Here is a 16,698-nt window from a genome sequence, read left to right on the forward strand (position 1 = left end):
TCGGGTGGGATCCGACCCTTTGGCTATCGGGGTCGGATCCCTTTTGCAGAAAAGGGCTCTGACCCCGAACACTTTCGCTACGTCAGAGGCGACATCACGCCGCGCTGGTAGGCGGGGCGCTCGCGAAGGCGGGCGTACCATTCAGCCAGGTGCGGCAGCTCCGGGCGCTGGATCGGCAGTTCGAACCACGCGTAGATCTGCGAGCCCAGCGGGATGTCGCCCATCGCGAACGTATCGCCCGACAGCCACGGCTGCCTGGCCAGGGTTGCATCAGCCATCGCAAGGTAGTCCCCGGCACGCACGATGGCGGCATTGATCCGCGATTCGTCGCGGTCGGCTGGCGCGGTGCGCATGATGCCCCAGACCAGGTCGCTGTACAGCGGCGCCATCCGCGAGGTGCTCCAGTCCATCCACTTCTCGGCCTGGGCGCGTTCCATCGGGTCTTCAGCGTACAGCGTGCCCAGCGCATAGCGCGCGCTCAGGTAGCGCACGATGGCATTGGACTCCCACAACGGCAGGCCGTGGTCTTCGATCACCGGCACCAGGCTGTTGGGATTCATCGCCTGGTATTCCGGCGTCTGCGTGCCGCCGTGGCTGCCACCGACTTCGATGGACTCGTACGGCAGGCCGATCTCCTCGGCACACCACAACACCTTGCGGACGTTGCTGGAATTGCGACGGCCCCAGATCTTCAACATGCGGGTTTTCCTTGCTGGCAATGCGAGCGGCAACGATACGCCTGATCAGGTGGGGTGTGTGCGTGCCGGATGCTGGATCTGGCACCCGGGCACTGCCGGCCAGCGGCCGGCACTACCGGTTCTTTTTTGGCAGCGCGCGCACGTAGGAGGACTTGCCATCCTTCTTCAGTTCGAACAGGCCGATCGCTGCCAGCAGATCGCTGAGTTTGCCGTAGCCGTAGTTGCGCGGGTCGAACGACGCCTGGTTGCCGATCTGGCTGCCGACCGGGCCGAGGTGCGACCAGCCATCCTCGCCCTCGGCCGCGGACACCGCGCGGCGCAGCATCTTCACCAGCCGCGTGTCGCTGCGCATTTCCGCACCGCTCTTGCGCGGGCGCACATCGTCGTTGGCCACCGACTCGTTCGATGCCTGTTCGCTCGATGCCTGTTCGGTATCCGGCACGCTGGCATGGGTCTGGCCCAGCGCTTCCAGGTAGGTGAATTTCGAGCACGCATTGACGAAGGGTTCCGGCGTCTTCTTCTCGCCGAAGCCATAGACCTTCACGCCATCGGTCAGCAGGCGCATCACCATCGGGGTGAAGTCGGCATCGCTGGACACGATGGCGAAACCATCGAGGTTGCGCGCGTACAGCAGGTCCATGGCATCGATCACCATCGCCATGTCCGAGGCATTCTTGCCCTTGCTGTAGGCGAACTGCTGGATCGGGCGGATCGCATATTCGTGCAGCACCGCTTCCCAGCCTTTCAACCGCGGGCTTTTCCAGTTGCCATAGGCGCGGCGCACGTTGGCCACGCCGTAGCGGGCGACTTCGGCCAGGACCTCGTCGATCTTCGAGGCCGGCGCGTTGTCGGCGTCGATCAACAGGGCGATGCGCTTTTCCGGTTCGCTCATGGACTCCTCGCGGGCGGTTGCCTGAACCCGAGTATCGCCGATCCACGCGGGCGCTGACGTGACAGGCGGTCGCCGTGAGAAGATGCCAGGCGCTTCCCCCAATGCCCCCACTGGAGTGAGTCGATGAGTCGTGAGCGCGTTCCCCACCTGGTCGTTGTCGGCGGCGGTTTTGCCGGACTCTGGGCCACCCGTGCCCTGGCCCGCGAGCGCATGCGCATCACCCTGGTCGACCGCCGCAACCATCATCTGTTCCAGCCGCTGTTGTACCAGGTGGCCACCGCGGGCCTGTCCGCGCCGGATATCGCCGCACCGCTGCGCCACATCCTCGGCCACCAGCGCAATGTGGAAGTCCGCCTGGGCGAAGTGGTGGCCATCGACAAGCAGGCCCGGCAGATCCGCATGGCCGATGGCAGCACGCTGGACTACGACAGCCTGCTGCTGGCCACCGGCGCCACCCACGCCTACTTCGGCAACGACCAATGGGCCGATGATGCGCCCGGCCTGAAGACGCTGGACGATGCCATCGCGCTGCGCCGCAAGCTGCTGCTGGCCTTCGAACGTGCCGAGGCCGAACCGGACCCGGCAAAGAAAGCGGCGTGGCTGAGCTTTGCCATCGTTGGCGGTGGACCCACCGGCGTCGAACTGGCCGGCACCCTGGCCGAAATCGCGCGGCATACGCTGCGCAATGAATTCCGCCACATCGACCCGGCCAGCGCCAAGGTGCGGCTGGTCGAAGCAGGCCCACGCGTGCTGTCCTCGTTCCCGGAAGTACTTTCGTTGAAGGCGCGCCGGCAGCTGGAAAAGCTCGGCGTGGAAGTGCTGACCGGTACCCCGGTGAGCGACATCGACAGCCAGGGTTTCAAGCTCGGCGATCAGTTCGTGCCGGCACGCACCGTGGTCTGGGCCGCCGGCGTTGCCGCTTCACCGCTGGCGCGCACGCTGGAGGTGCCGCTGGACCGCGCCGGACGCGTGCAGGTGCAACCGGACCTGACCCTGCCCGGTCATCCCGAGCTGTTCGTGGCCGGCGACCTGGCCGCGCTGAACCAGGCCAACGGCAAGCCGGTACCCGGTGTGGCGCCCGCGGCCAAGCAGATGGGCAAGTACGTGGCCGAGGTCATCCGCGCGCGCCTGCACGGCAAGCCCGAACCCGGTCCGTTCAAGTACGCCGACTACGGCAATCTGGCCACCATCGGCCGCATGGCCGCCATCGTGCACCTGGGCAGACTGCAGCTGTCGGGCATCCTGGCCTGGTGGTTCTGGCTGGCCGCGCACGTGTTCTTCCTGATCGGTTTCCGCAACCGCATCGTGGTACTGCTGAACTGGGCCGTGGCGTACTGGAGCTACCAGCGCAGTGCGCGCATCATCTTCGGCGATGACCAGGACGACCGACGGCCGAGGCGCTAGGTCCCGGGCCCCGGTGGCCTTCACGCACGGGCTGCTAGCGTAAGCCGGTCGCTCATGGAATGAAGCCGCATGGATCTGCTGAAATGGTTGCCCGCCGTGGTCGCAGCCGCCCTGCTCTCGGGCTGTCCTGCGGGGCAGTCGCAGGCGGAAGTCTCCGCCCCCTCGCCAGCGCCCTCTCCGCGCCTGTCACCCGGTACCTACTCGACCGAGCGAGGATGGGGACAGCTGCTGCTGCAGGCACGCCCTGGCAGCACGTCGCTGCAGTTCCATCTGGAGACTGAATCCTCCGGCGCCGGATGCAGCCTGGCGGGCACGCTCGGCGACGATCTGCAGTCCGTCGCGGTGGATCCCGCACCCGGCGCAGCGCAATGCCTGCTCACGATGCAACCTACCGCCCAGGGCGTCGAGGTCGGTACGCGCACGGCCGATGCCTGCGCCGCCTACTGCGGCAGCAACGGTGGGTTCAAGGGCCACTACCTTGCGGTGAGCGACCGTTGCATGACGGACAACGTTGCCGCCGCGTTGCGCCAGGCGGCTGCAAAGACCGCGCCGTATTCCGCCGCCGGCACCGCCAGCACGCTGGAATCGCTCCAGGCATCCTGCGCGGATACGCTTCCATTGAGCACGATCGCCGACATCAGGCTGGCGATCGCTTCGGCCCAGCATGACGCGGGAAACAACGCGGCCTGCCAGGCCGCACTGTCGCCCTATGCCGAAGACGCCGCGCGCAGCGATGACGAACTTGCAGACGGGATGTCACCGGCTGCAGCGGACGAGTACGTCGGCCTCATCGCATCCGTGCGCGAAGCGCTGAAGATGTGTGGACGCACCGCCAACGGCAAGGAGAACAGCCCATGAGCACCGCACCGCAGGATCGTCCGCAGCTCAGCGATGCGCAGCTGCGCACACTGGCCTACTTCGCCATCGGCGTGGCGTCCGAGGGCAGCAACGCCGGCCGCAACGTGGCCTACCAGCTGTCCTTTGCCGGCAACATCAGCGGCAATGTCATGACGCCGGTGGGCAACAGTGGTTTTTCCATCGGCACGCTGCAGACCGATCTGGGCCAGCACCCGGAGGTGGCGACCCAGCTGGTGGACGCCTATCAGCGCTGGGCGCGCCAGCAGCAGCCCTCGCTGGAGCTTGATGCACGCCAGCGGCAGCAGACGGTTTCCGACCTGCAGCGCGATGGCGACGGCATCAGGGCACAGAATGGGCGCGCATTGGATGGGACCGTCCGCGGACATCTGAACACCTTCCTTGCATCCAGCGACGGCGTTGCGTTCGTGCATGCACACGATGTCAGCCAGGTCGACCGACTGCTCCGCCACGGCGATGGCCGCCGGGATCCTGGCGGCGCGATGCAGCAGCTGCGCGGCACGGACCTGTACCAGCATGCGTCGCTGGATGACCAGGCCAAGCTTGCCACCATGCTGATGAAGCTGGAGAACCAGGCAGGGTTGAGCCGCTATCCTGGCGTTCTGCGGTCGATTGCCAGCGGCGATCTGGCCAGCGTGGATGACGTCAAGACACGGATCGACGGCATGCTTCCCAACCGCGTCGTACGCGGCAGGGAACAGCCCGACTACCTGGAAAGCGGCGTGGAGCACGCCCTGAAGGGCACCGAGGTCTTCAACCGGTTGCGAGCCGCAGGGCCAGGCAATCCGATGCGCGATGTGTTCGCCGGTGTCTCCGCCGACCCGCTGGCCAGCCCGGTGGCGCTGGCTGCCGATCGCGTACACCCCGAGGCCCTGCATCGCTACGAAGTGGTCAAGACCCTGTTCCTGCAGAACACCGAGGCACCGGCCTACCTCGATGCCCTGCAGCACGGGCGCTCACATGCCTGGGGCCGCCCGCAGGCGGCCGGCAGCTCGCCGGCCACCGCCGGCCTGTACGCCTCCGGCGATGATCTGGTGATCTGGAACCGGGACGGTCGCGGCCACGCTTTCATCGATGGCCAGTGGTCCACCGTGCCGCGTGCGGAACTGCATCGCCAGCAGAATGCCGACGGCTCCATCGACCTCAACCGCGCCCCGCGCAACGGGATGCCCGAACAGCTGCTGCACGTCGAACCCGCACAACCGGAGCGACGGCGTGCCGCGCTTTCCGACCCGCTGCTGCAACAGGCCGAGGAGGCGGTGCGGCGCCTGGAGGACAGCCGGGCCCAGCCTTTCGGCGAAAACGCGCAACGCCTTGCAGCCAGCTCGACCTGCCTGGCCCGCGAGGCCGGGCTGACACGCATCGACCATGTCGTGCTGGGCGCCTCGCCTTCGCAGGATGGCAGGGCGGAAACGCTCTTCGTCGTGCAGGGCGATCCGTCCGACCCGGCCCATCTCAGGGCACAGATGCCGGCCGCGCAGGCATTTGCCACCCCCGTGGACACGTCATTGGCGCAGTTGCAGACGATGAATGACGCACACCGACAGACCGATGCGCGCTCCCGGCAGGAGGAGCTGGATCACCAGAGCACCCTGTCCCAGCAGGCCCGGTCAGTCTGATCCGCGCCCATGCAACGGTCGGGGCGGGCAGTACCCTTCGGCCCGCGCCGTGCCGGCGATCTGCCGTGACGACCAGTGCCGGGTGATCCAGATGGTCAGTGCTGCCGAGCTCAGGTGCCAGCGCAGCATGCTGTGGCGTGGATGGTGGCCGAGGTGGACGCGTGCGATCCAGGAGGCTTCGAGCTCGACATCCGGCACGTTCACCTTCGTATTCACCCCCACGTGGCGCGCCGTGAATCGCCATGGATCCATCGGTACGTGGTGGGCATAGGTCGCAGCACCACACGCGCCGCCGCTCCGCGCGGAATCGACGGGTTGCGGCCGGCCCTCGGCCGCGACCAATCCCAGCAGATACAGCAGGCCCGGCAGCAGGGCCAGGAAGGTCAACAGCAGAAACAGCGCGATCCACGCCCGGCCCGCCGCACGCATCGGTCACTGCGCCTTCGGCTTCGGGTACCACAACGCGTTGACGATGACCCAGCGCTGCTCGAAGCGCCCCATGTGGAAGTAGTCGACGAACCACGGTGTTTCCAGCCGCACCGAGGCGGCGTTGCCGGTCACATCCAGTACCGTGCAGCGGCGGTCCCATTGCTCCTTCGGGGTCTTCAGCGCGCCCTGCTTCGTCAGTGAGACCAGTTCTTCCTTGGACATCCGGCGCAGTCCAAGGCGCTCATCGGGTGTATCACCGAGGACCGCGCGCTTGGCCAGGTCCGGGTGCAGGGACCGGGCGACGCGCTGTGGGTCCGCCTCCAGCTGGCCGTCGACGTAGTCATGGCAGGTGGCTTCGATGGCCGCGATGGTGGCCGGGTCGGCGGCGGGGCTTGTGGCTGCGGAAAGGGCGAACAGCAGGGCGATCGTGGACATCCGGGTCTCCGGCGCTGAGGGCTGGGCGATCATGGCACGTGCAAGCCGCATCCAGGCATGGCGTGGACCTACCGTAGAGCCGAGCCCATGCCCGGGTCCTGCAACGGGCAGACGGAACAGCAGCCGAGCGCGGGCTCGGCTACAGAAGTCCAGCGTCCAGGGCCTGCAGCCAGGCCAGCTTGCGTTCGCGCGGCTGCTGCTTGAGTTGCCATTCGGCGCGCGAGGCGGCGGAACGGTCCGGGTATTCGCGCACGGCCAGCACGCGCAGTGGCGGCCGCGACCGTGTGTAGCGCGCGCCCTTGCCCGCCTGGTGGGCGGCGAAGCGTGCGTCCACGTCGGTGCTGATACCTGCGTAATAGCTGCCATCGCGGCATTCGAGCAGGTACAGGAACCACGGGCGGGGGGACGGGGCCATGCCGGGATTATGCCGTGCTGCACTGCAGCGGATATACTGGCGGCCGAATGCAGGAGAGAGGCGCCGCGCTGGCGCCCGCCGAAGGCGCAGGCTCCCATGATCGCTCAGGCCGGTGGGCTGGAATCCCACCAACCATGCATTCGACTCGCCGAGCTGGAGAGAGGTCACCGGGCATGCCCGGGACGATCCGCCGAAGGGGCACGCGGCCCACGCCGCTGAACTCTCAGGCAAAAGGACAGCGGGAGCGGCACCGGTCATCGTCATCCCGTCATTGCGCAGGCAGTGGCGGTAGTCGCGCATGGCCGGCCCCACCGCGCCCGGAGCCTGCCCCATGCTGCTGTCCATCATCTACCTGATCGCCATTTCCGCTGAAGCCATGACCGGCGCGCTGTCCGCCGGCCGCCGCCGCATGGACCTTTTCGGCGTGGTCATGATCGCCTGCGTCACCGCCCTTGGTGGTGGTTCGCTGCGCGACATCCTGCTCGGCCACTACCCGCTGGGCTGGGTGAAGCATCCCGAGTACCTGGGCTTCACCGTGTGCGCGGCGCTGATCGCTACCTGGGTGGCGCGCTGGATGCACCACTTCCGCCGCACCTTCCTGGTGCTGGACGGGCTGGGCCTGATCGCCTTCACCCTGATCGGCTGCTCGATCGCACGCGAGGCCGGCCATGCCACGCCCATCGTACTGATTGCCGGCATGCTGACCGGTGCGTTCGGTGGCGTGCTCCGCGACATACTCTGCAACGAAGTACCGCTGATCTTCCAGAAGGAGCTGTACGCGATCATCGCGCTGCTGACCGGCGCGGCGTACCTGTTGCTGCTGCACTGGGGCGTGGCCGACGCCACCGCGATCCTGTGCTGCCTCGGCGGCGGCTTCGCCCTGCGCCTGCTGGCAATCCACTACCGCTGGGAAATGCCGAAGTTCGTCTATCACGACGAAGTGCATTGATGGTTTGACGGTGGTGCCGGCCGCTGGCCGGCAACACTGCATACGCCCGCAGATTCCAGCAGGTTGCCGGCCAGCGGCCGGCACCACCGATTGCGTTGCATGACCAAGGTCACGCGGCGACGGTTCGCGTAAACCGCTACCATTGGCACCCCGTCGCACGCGCGACGGCATCCAGCCACGCCGCGCCCGCGGCCCCGCCAGACACTCCCTCCCCGCTGCCCGTGGTGCCCGTGAACGCGCCGACGGGCCCGCATGTCCCTGCGCGCGCAGGGCGCAGGATGCCCCATGTCTGTCGCCGAAAATTCCCGCTTCCGCCGTGCCCGCTCGTTGTGGGCGGTGCTGGCCCTTGCCCTCGTCGCCGTTCTGGCGTGGTGGCTGTGGCCCCGGAACGACGCCGGCAGCCGCGACGATGCACCGGGCAAGACGGTGCCGGTACGCGTGGCGCGCGCCAGTGCCGAGCCGCTGGTGCTGCGCCTGAAGGCGGTCGGTACGGTCACCCCGCTGCACAGCGTGGTGGTGCGCAGCCGCGTGGATGGCGAACTGCTGCGCCTGCACTTCCAGGAAGGGCAGCAGGTGAACGCCGGCGACCTGCTGGCGCAGATCGACCCACGCCCGTATGAAGTGAAGCTGGCGCAGGCCCAGGGCACCCAGCAGCAGAACCTGGCCGAGCTGGAAAACGCCGAACGGCAGCTGCAGCGCTACCGCGAACTGCAGAAGCAGAACTACGTGTCCGGGCAGGAACTGAGCGACCAGCAGAGCAAAGTGCGCCAGCTGCAGGGCCGCCGGCTCAGCGACCAGGCGTCTGTTGATGAAGCACGCCTGCAGCTGCAGTACACCCGCATCACCGCGCCGGTCAGTGGCCGCGTCGGGCTGCGGCGGTTGGACGTGGGCAACCTGGTACGCGCCAGCGATGCCGAAGGCCTGGTGACACTGGCGCAGACTGCACCGATCAGCGTGCTGTTCACCGTGCCCGAACCCGAGCTGCCTGCACTGCTCGATGCCGTGCAGGCGCAACCGTCGCTGGCGGTGGAAACCTGGGACCGCGAAGAACGCCGGCAGCTGGCGCGCGGCTCGCTGTCCAGCCTCGACAACCGCATCGATACCACCACCGGCACGCTGAAGCTGCGTGCGCACTTCGACAACCACGATCTGGCGCTGTTTCCCAACCAGTTCGTCAACGTACGCCTGCAGCTGGGCGAGCAGCCCGCCCTGCTGATTCCCGATGCCGCCGTACAGTTCGGCAGCCAGGGCAACTACGTGCATGTCGTCGGCAAGGACAACACGGCGCAGCGGCGCGTGGTAGTGCTCGGCCCTGCCGATGACGGCCGCGTGGCCGTGCGTTCGGGCTTGGCCGCAGGTGACCAGGTGGTGATCGAAGGCATCGACGGACTGGAAGACGGCACGGCGGTGGAGATCATCGCCGGGGAGGCCGCGACCAAGGCCGGCGCATGAACCTCTCGCGTCCGTTCATCCTCAGGCCTGTCGCCACCACGCTGCTGATGGTGGCGCTGCTGCTGTCCGGCGTGCTGGCCTATCGCCTGCTGCCGGTGGCTGCACTGCCACAGGTCGACTACCCGATCATCCAGATCACCACGCTGTACCCCGGTGCCAGCCCGGAACTGACCACACGCACGATCACTGCGCCGCTGGAGCGCCAGCTCGGGCAGATTCCCGGCCTGAAGCAGTTGTCGTCGACCAGTTCCGGCGGTGCGTCGGTGATCACCCTGCAGTTCGGACTGGAGGTGTCGCTGGGCGTAGCCGAACAGGACGTGCAGGCCGCGATCAACGCCGCCGGTAGCTTCCTGCCCGGCGACCTGCCCGTGCCGCCGGTCTACCGCAAGGTCAATCCGGCCGATACGCCGATCCTGACCCTGGCGGTGACCTCGCAGGGCCTGTCGCTGCCGCAGGTGCATGACCTGGTGGATACGCGCATCGCGCAGCGCCTGGCGCAGCTGCCCGGTGTCGGCCTGGTCAGCCTGGCCGGTGGCCAGCGCCCTGCCGTGCGTATCCAGGTCAATCCGGCGGCACTGGCCGCCAACGGCCTGGGCATGGACCACATCCGCACCGCCATCGCCGCGGCCAACGTCAACCTGCCCAAGGGCAGCTTCGACGGCCCGATCCGCGCGGTGATGCTCGATGCCAATGACCAGATGCGCAGCGTGGATGAGTACCGTGCACTGGTGCTGGCCTGGCGCGACGGCGCGCCGCTGCGGCTGGGCGACGTGGCCACCATCACCGATGGCGCCGAGAACCGCCAGCTGGCGGCGTGGAGCGGCACCACCCCGGCAGTGCTGGTGAACATCCAGCGCCAGCCCGGTGCAAACGTGATCGCCGTGGTCGAACAGGTGCGTACGCTGCTGCCGCAGCTGCAGGCTACGCTGCCGGCCGGCGTGCAGATGAACGTGCTGAGCGACCGCACCGAATCGATCCGCGCGTCGGTGCGCGGCGTGCAGAAGGAACTGGTGCTGGCCATCGGCCTGGTGGTGTTGGTCACGTGGGTATTCCTGCGCAACCTGCCGGCCACACTCATTCCCAGCGTCGCGGTACCGCTGTCGCTGATCGGTACCTTCGCAGTGATGCTGCTGGCCGGCTATTCACTCAACAACCTCACGCTGATGGCGCTGACCATCGCTACCGGCTTCGTGGTGGACGACGCCATCGTGATGCTGGAGAACATTGCCCGCCATCTGGAAGAAGGTGAAAGCCCGCGCGAAGGCGCGCTGAAGGGGGCGGCCGAGATCGGCTTCACCCTGGTGTCGCTGACCGTTTCACTGATCGCGGTGCTGATCCCGCTGCTGTTCATGGCCGACCTGGTGGGCGCGCTGTTCCATGAATTCGCAGTGACACTGGCGGTAGCCATCGGCATCTCGCTGCTGGTCTCGCTGACGCTGACGCCGATGCTGTGCGCGCGGTTCCTGAAGCCGCACGCGAAGACCGCGCATGCGCCCGATGTGTTCGACCGCATCATCGCCCTCTACGACCGACAACTGCGCTGGGTGCTGCAGCGCCAGCCGCTGATGCTGCTGGCCACCGTTGCCACGCTGGCACTCACCGTGGCGCTGTACTTCGCCGTGCCCAAGGGCTTCTTCCCGGTGCAGGATGCCGGCCTGGTGCAGGGCATCAGCGAAGCGCCGCAGGCCATCTCGTTCCAGGCCATGCGCGAGCGCCAGCAGGCGCTGGCCGCCACCATCGAAGCGGACCCGGCGGTGGCCAGCGTGTCCTCGTACATCGGCGTGGACGGCAACAACGCCACGCTCAATACCGGACGCCTGCTGATCGAACTGAAACCGCATGGCGACCGCGATGGCGCCGCCGTGGTGATGGAACGGCTGCAGCAGCGCGTATCGAAGATTCCCGGCATCACCCTGTACCTGCAGCCGGTGCAGGAGCTGGGCATCGAAGACCGCATCAGCCGCAACCAGTACCAGTTCACCCTGACCACGCCGGAGCAGCAGACGCTGGAAACCTGGACGCCGAAGCTGCTGCAGGCGCTGCGCCAGCAGCCGGCATTGCGCGATGTGGCCAGCGACCTGCAGATGCAGGGCCGGCAGGCGCGGGTGAACATCGACCGCGATGCCGCCGCACGCCTGAATGTCAGCGTCGAAGCCGTGGCCGATGCGCTGTACGACGCCTACGGGCAGCGTCAGATCTCCACCATCTTCACCCAGGCCAGCCAGTACCGCGTGGTGCTGGAAGCCGATCCGTCGCGCCAACCCGGGCCCGATGCCATCAGCGGCCTGCGCGTGCGCAACAGCGACGGGCAGACCGTGCCGCTGGGTGCGGTGGCACGCGTGGATCTGGGCCCGACCGCCCTGCTGCGCAACCATGTCGGCCAGTTCCCGGCGGCCACGCTGTCATTCAATCCGGCCCCGGGCGCATCGCTGGGCGAAGTGGTGGAGGCTGTGCACGCCGCACGCGCACACGTGGATCTGCCGCAGAGCATCGAGCTGCGCCTGCAGGGTGCCGCAGCGGCGTTCAGCAGTTCGCTGTCGTCCACACTGTGGCTGATCCTGGCTGCAGTGGTGGTGATGTACATCGTGCTGGGCGTGCTCTACGAGAGCTTCATCCATCCGGTCACCATCCTCTCCACCCTGCCTTCGGCAACGGTCGGCGCGCTGGCCGCGTTGTGGGTGAGCGGACGCAGCCTGGACCTGATCGCGGTGATCGGCATCGTGCTGCTGATCGGCCTGGTGAAGAAGAACGCGATCATGATGATCGACTTCGCACTGGACGCGCAGCGCACGCGCGGCATGACCCCGCGCGAAGCAATCCACCAGGCGGCACTGCTGCGCTTCCGGCCGATCCTGATGACCACGCTGGCCGCGCTGTTCGGTGCCGTGCCGCTGATGCTAGCCAGTGGTTCCGGTGCCGAACTGCGGCAACCGTTGGGCTGGGTGATGGTGGGCGGATTGCTGGTCAGCCAGGTACTGACCCTGTTCACCACGCCGGTGATCTACCTCGCCTTCGACCGCCTGCAGCGCGGCCACGCGGCAGCAACCACCGTCGCTGAAGAGGCCAGCGCGTGACCCCTGTGGAGCGCCTGGCGCAGGCCTGCGTGCAGCGGCCGGTGGCCACGATCCTGTTGGCGGTTGCGCTGGTGCTGGCAGGCCTGCTGGCGCTGCGGCTGCTGCCCGTGGCACCGCTGCCACAGGTGGACTACCCGGCCATCGAAGTCAGTGCCAGCCTGCCCGGTGCCTCGCCCGAGTCGATGGCGGCCACCGTGGCCACGCCGCTCGAACGTGCGCTCGGCAGCCTGCCCGGCATCTCGCGCATCGACTCGGCCAGCACCCAGGGCCAGACCCAGATCGAACTGAAGTTCGTGCTCGGCCGCGATATCGATGAAGCCGCACGTGAAGTGCAGGCCGCGATCAACCTTGCACGTGGGCAGCTGCCCAGTGGCATGCCGGGCATGCCGCAGTACCGCAAGGTGAACCCTTCGCAGGCACCGATCCTGGCATTGGCACTGACCTCGGACATCTTGTCGCCCGGGCAGCTGTACGACCTGGCCTCCACCGTGCTGGCGCAGAAACTGTCGCAGGTACCGGGCGTGGGCGAAGTCCAGGTCGGTGGCAGCGCACTGCCGGCGGTACGCGTGTCATTGGATCCAAACGCGCTGAACCATGCTGGATTGGCACTGGAGGACGTGGCGCGGGCCATCGCACGTGCCAATGCGGTGCGCCCGCTGGGCGCGGTGGGGGACGCGCGCCAGCAATGGCAGCTGGAGGCACCGCTGCAGCTGCGCCAAGCCACCCAGTACCGCGAACTGGCGTTGAAGGTCAGCGACGACCGCACGCTGCGACTGGGCGATGTCGCCGCCGTCGCCGATGGCGTGGAGGACCGCTACGCCAGCGGCTTCCACAACGACCGCCCCGCCGTGCTGCTGATCGTCAGCCGCCAGCCCAATGCCAACATCATCGCCACCGTCGATGCCATCCAGGCGCAGCTGCCACAGTTGCATGCACTGCTGCCCTCCAGCGTTGACATGCGCCTGGTGATGGACCGCTCGCCGGTGATCCGCGCCACGCTGCAGGAAGCGGAGATGACGCTGGTTCTGGCCATCGTACTGGTGGTGCTGGTGGTGCTTGGCTTCCTCGGCCACTGGCGTGCGGCGCTGGTGCCCAGCGTGGCGATACCGGTGGTGCTGTTCGGTACGCTGGCGCTGATCGCGCTGATGGGATTCTCGCTCAACACGCTCTCGCTGATGGCCCTGATCGTGGCCGCCGTGCTGGTGGTGGACGATGCCATCGTGGTGCTGGAGAACATCGCCCGCCATCGCGAACTCGGGGCGGACCGCTGGCAGGCTGCGGTACGGGGTGCGTCGGAAGTCGGTGCCACGCTTCTGTCGATGAACATTGCACTGGCCGTGGTGTTCGTCTCCATCCTGTTCCTGGATGACTTCGTCGAACGCCTGTTCCGCGAATTCTCGCTGACCCTGGTAGCGGCGATGGCGGTCTCCGTGCTGGTCGCGTTGAGCCTGGTACCGATGCTGTGCGCGCGATTGTTTATCGATGCCGGGCAGCAGCCATCACGCTGGCAGCGCGGCAGCAATGCGCTGTTCGAACGTGTGCGCGGCGCTTACCTGCGCACCCTGCAGGCCAGCCTGCGCCGGTTGCGCTGGCCGTTGCTGGCCTTCGTTGCGGTCATCGCGCTCAACGCCTGGCTGTTCCAGCAGGTGCCCAAGGGCATCGTGCCCAAGCAGGACACTGCACAGCTGCGTGGTTTCGCCCGCGGTGACGACGGCCTGTCATTCCAGGCCATGCAGCCGAAGATCGACGCGTACCGGAAACTGCTGCTGTCCGACCCGGCCATCGAGGACATCATCGGCTACATCGGCGGCAGCAACGGCGTGAACAACGCCTTCATCATGATCAAGATGAAGCCGCTGGCCGAGCGCAAAGTCTCCAGCCAGCAGGTGATCGACCGCCTGCGCGCGCGGCTGCCCAAGCTGCCCGGCGGCAATCTCTATCTGTGGGTGGACCAGGACATCCGCCTGGAAGGCGCCGGCAGCAGCGGCAAGTACGAGTTCCAGTTGCTTTCAGCCGATACCACGCCCCTGCGCGAATGGGCACCGAAGGTGGCTGCCGCCCTGCGTGGCCTGCCCGAACTGGTGGACGTGGAAGCACAGGGCGAAGCAGGCATGCGCCAGGTGGTGCTGGACATCGATCGCGAGGCGGCCGCGCGGCATGGCGTGGACCTGCGCACCGTCGCCAGCATGCTCAACAACTCCTTCAGCCAGCGCCAGGTGGCCACGCTGTACGACAGCCTCAACCAGTACCGCGTGGTGATGGAGCTGGACCCGAAGCACACCCAGCACCCCGGCACGCTGGCGCAGCTGCAGGTGATCGATGGCAACGGCCGGCGCATTCCGCTGTCGAGCATCGCCAGCTGGCGCTATGGCATGGCACCGGACCGGGTGTATCACAGCGAACAGTTCGCCTCGATCTGGATCGAGTTCGCGCTGGCACCGGGCGTGGGGCTGGAACAGGCCACGCAGGCGATCGATGGTGCGATGTCGAAGCTGATGCTGCCACGTTCGGTGCAGGGCAAGCTGTCCGGTGAGGCCGGCGGCCTGGATCAGCTGCGCGCGCGCCAGCTGTGGCTGGTGCTGGGCGCCACGCTGGCGGTCTACCTGGTGCTGGGCATCCTCTACGAGAGCTTCCTGCAGCCGCTGGTGATCCTGTCCACCCTGCCCTCGGCCGGTGTCGGCGCGCTGCTGGCGTTGTGGCTGTTCGGCAACGAACTGAACCTGATCGCCCTGCTCGGCCTGTTCCTGCTGGTGGGCGTGGTGATGAAGAACACCATCCTGCTGGTGGACTTCGCGCTGGCCGGCGAGCGGCGCGGGCTGAGCGCGCAGGATTCAGTAATGGAAGCCGCGCGGTTGCGTCTGCGGCCGATCCTGATGACCTCGCTGGCGGCGCTGCTGGGCACGTTGCCGCTGATGCTGGCCAACGGCGAGGGCTGGGAACTCCGGCAACCGCTGGGTATCGCCATTGTGGGCGGGTTGCTGGTCAGCCAGTGGCTGACGCTGTACACGACCCCGGCGATGTACCTGGCGCTGGCAAGCTTGCGCACGAGACGGTGAACGGGTCAGCGCCATCCACGCATGGCGTGGATCTACCGGAGAGCCGCGTCACCACCCCGGCGATGTACCTGGCGCTGTCGCACATACGCAGCGCCAGGCGCATCGCCGGTGCGGACGGATCGGCCTCCAACTCCGACCGACCCCGATCGCGGCCGCACCCCCGCAGGCGCTGGCCGCCATCCACACACGTGCCGCACTCAAGCGGCTTCGGACACCTTCACGTCGCGACGGGCGCGCACGGCCGCGGCCAGTCGCTCCAGCACCGTCACGGTGGTGTCCCAGTCGATGCAGCCATCGGTGATGCTCTGCCCGTAGACCAGCGGCTGGCCTTCCACCAGTTCCTGGCGGCCACCGACCAGATGGCTCTCGATCATCACGCCAACGATGCGCTGTTCGCCGTCTTCCAGCTGAACGGCGATGTCGTCGATCACCTTCGGCTGGTTCTCCGGGTTCTTCAGGCTGTTGGCGTGGCTGGCGTCGATCATCAGGCGCGCCGGCAGCTTGGCCTTGGCCAGCACTTGGCAGGCCTCGGCAACACTGCCTGCGTCGTAGTTCGGCTGCTTGCCGCCCCGCAGGATCACATGGCAATCCGGATTGCCGGTGGTCGACACGATGGCGGTGCCGCCCTGCTTGGTGACCGACAGGAAGTGATGCGGATTGGACGCCGCGCCCACCGCGTCAGCAGCGATCTTCACGTTGCCATCGGTGCCGTTCTTGAAGCCGACCGGGCACGACAGCCCCGAGGCCAGCTCACGATGCACCTGGCTTTCGGTGGTGCGTGCACCGATCGCGCCCCACGCCACCAGGTCGGCGATGTACTGCGGCGAGATCACGTCAAGGAACTCGACACCGGCCGGCAGGCCGAGCTTGTTGATGTCGCGCAGCAGGCCACGAGCAACGCGCAGGCCCTTGTCGATCTTGAAGCTGCCATCCAGGTCCGGGTCGTTGATCAGGCCCTTCCAGCCCACCGTGGTGCGCGGCTTCTCGAAGTACACGCGCATGACGATTTCCAGTTCGCCGGCCAGCGCATCGCGCAGCGGCTTCAGGCGCTGGGCGTACTCGATGGCGGCCTTCGGGTCGTGGATCGAGCACGGGCCCACCACCACTGCCAGGCGGTCGTCACGGCCGTGCAGGATCTGGTGCAGGGCCGCGCGCGAGGCGCTGACGGTGTCGGAGGCTTCATCGTCACAGGGCAGCATCGCCAGCAGCTGGGCAGGCGGTGTCAGCGGTTCGATGGTGCGGATACGCAGGTCGTCGGTGTGCGGGGGCATTGGGGGAGGTCTCCGGAACGTTGAGGGTCCCCAGCGTGGCGGCATGAAAAAAGCCGCCAGGTTCGCTGGCGGCTTTCGGGAATGCGTCTGAAACTTTCTTCAGGGTGAGCGCAGTCCTTCCTCCGCCA

13 protein-coding genes and 2 riboswitches are annotated in these 16,698 nt (G+C 67.4%); of the genes, 7 read left to right on the forward strand and 6 right to left on the reverse strand.

What is annotated here, in order from left to right; all coding sequences use genetic code 11:
• Positions 1–77 precede the first annotated feature (77 nt).
• Both EZ304_RS08820 and EZ304_RS08825 read right to left on the reverse strand, forming a co-directional pair.
• Entirely contained in the window at positions 78–698 is a 621-nt protein-coding gene (locus tag EZ304_RS08820) for a glutathione S-transferase family protein (RefSeq protein ID WP_099554526.1), read from the reverse strand.
• Positions 699–810: 112 nt separating this feature from the next.
• Positions 811–1,590, reverse strand: coding sequence for an NYN domain-containing protein (locus tag EZ304_RS08825; RefSeq protein ID WP_142806822.1), 780 nt, complete (start codon positions 1,588–1,590; stop codon positions 811–813).
• Between the two features lie 123 nt (positions 1,591–1,713).
• Between EZ304_RS08825 and EZ304_RS08830 the strand changes: the two genes are divergently transcribed.
• The 3 genes from EZ304_RS08830 to EZ304_RS08840 all read left to right on the forward strand — a co-directional run bounded on the left by EZ304_RS08830 (position 1,714) and on the right by EZ304_RS08840 (position 5,489).
• On the forward strand, positions 1,714–2,994 hold the full coding sequence (locus EZ304_RS08830) for an NAD(P)/FAD-dependent oxidoreductase (protein ID WP_099554521.1): 1,281 nt from the start codon (positions 1,714–1,716) through the stop codon (positions 2,992–2,994).
• Between the two features lie 69 nt (positions 2,995–3,063).
• On the forward strand, positions 3,064–3,852 hold the full coding sequence (locus EZ304_RS08835) for a hypothetical protein (protein WP_142806823.1): 789 nt from the start codon (positions 3,064–3,066) through the stop codon (positions 3,850–3,852).
• Positions 3,849–5,489: an XVIPCD domain-containing protein gene (locus EZ304_RS08840; protein ID WP_142806824.1), complete on the forward strand. Its 1,641-nt coding sequence runs from the start codon at positions 3,849–3,851 to the stop codon at positions 5,487–5,489. The genes EZ304_RS08835 and EZ304_RS08840 overlap by 4 nt, the downstream gene beginning before the upstream one ends.
• Here the strand turns inward: EZ304_RS08840 and EZ304_RS08845 are convergent.
• The 3 genes from EZ304_RS08845 to EZ304_RS08855 form a co-directional block, all read right to left on the reverse strand.
• Positions 5,481–5,918 carry a hypothetical protein gene (locus EZ304_RS08845; RefSeq protein WP_142806825.1) on the reverse strand — a complete coding sequence of 146 codons (438 nt, stop codon included), beginning with the start codon at positions 5,916–5,918 and terminating at the stop codon, positions 5,481–5,483. The genes EZ304_RS08840 and EZ304_RS08845 overlap by 9 nt on opposite strands.
• A gap of 3 nt (positions 5,919–5,921) precedes the next feature.
• Complete coding sequence (locus EZ304_RS08850) at positions 5,922–6,353, reverse strand: nuclear transport factor 2 family protein (protein ID WP_099554511.1); 432 nt, start codon at positions 6,351–6,353, stop codon at positions 5,922–5,924.
• 139 nt (positions 6,354–6,492) lie between these two features.
• The gene (locus EZ304_RS08855; RefSeq protein WP_099554506.1) at positions 6,493–6,768 is read right to left on the reverse strand and encodes a GIY-YIG nuclease family protein; all 276 of its coding nucleotides are present in this window, start codon (positions 6,766–6,768) and stop codon (positions 6,493–6,495) included.
• 40 nt (positions 6,769–6,808) lie between these two features.
• Positions 6,809–6,898, forward strand: a riboswitch (glycine riboswitch).
• A gap of 13 nt (positions 6,899–6,911) precedes the next feature.
• A riboswitch (glycine riboswitch) is annotated at positions 6,912–7,015 on the forward strand.
• 84 nt (positions 7,016–7,099) lie between these two features.
• Here EZ304_RS08855 and EZ304_RS08860 point away from each other — a divergent pair.
• From EZ304_RS08860 to EZ304_RS08875, 4 genes are all read left to right on the forward strand, one after another.
• Positions 7,100–7,717, forward strand: a complete 618-nt coding sequence (locus EZ304_RS08860) for a trimeric intracellular cation channel family protein (protein ID WP_099554504.1) — start codon at positions 7,100–7,102, stop codon at positions 7,715–7,717.
• A 285-nt stretch (positions 7,718–8,002) separates the two neighbouring features.
• Complete coding sequence (locus EZ304_RS08865) at positions 8,003–9,169, forward strand: MdtA/MuxA family multidrug efflux RND transporter periplasmic adaptor subunit (protein WP_099554502.1); 1,167 nt, start codon at positions 8,003–8,005, stop codon at positions 9,167–9,169.
• Positions 9,166–12,243, forward strand: a complete 3,078-nt coding sequence (locus EZ304_RS08870) for a multidrug efflux RND transporter permease subunit (protein WP_142806826.1) — start codon at positions 9,166–9,168, stop codon at positions 12,241–12,243. The genes EZ304_RS08865 and EZ304_RS08870 overlap by 4 nt, the downstream gene beginning before the upstream one ends.
• Positions 12,240–15,299, forward strand: a complete 3,060-nt coding sequence (locus EZ304_RS08875; protein ID WP_142806827.1) for an efflux RND transporter permease subunit — start codon at positions 12,240–12,242, stop codon at positions 15,297–15,299. Before EZ304_RS08870 ends, EZ304_RS08875 begins: the two co-directional genes overlap by 4 nt.
• A 197-nt stretch (positions 15,300–15,496) precedes the next feature.
• Here EZ304_RS08875 and EZ304_RS08885 read toward each other — a convergent pair whose 3' ends face one another.
• Positions 15,497–16,570 (reverse strand): 3-deoxy-7-phosphoheptulonate synthase, encoded by a 1,074-nt coding sequence (locus EZ304_RS08885; RefSeq protein ID WP_142806828.1) that lies wholly within the window; start codon positions 16,568–16,570, stop codon positions 15,497–15,499.
• Positions 16,571–16,698: the final 128 nt, after the last annotated feature.

The organism is Stenotrophomonas maltophilia, from assembly GCF_006974125.1.
Classification (GTDB): Bacteria; Pseudomonadota; Gammaproteobacteria; order Xanthomonadales; family Xanthomonadaceae; genus Stenotrophomonas; species Stenotrophomonas maltophilia_O.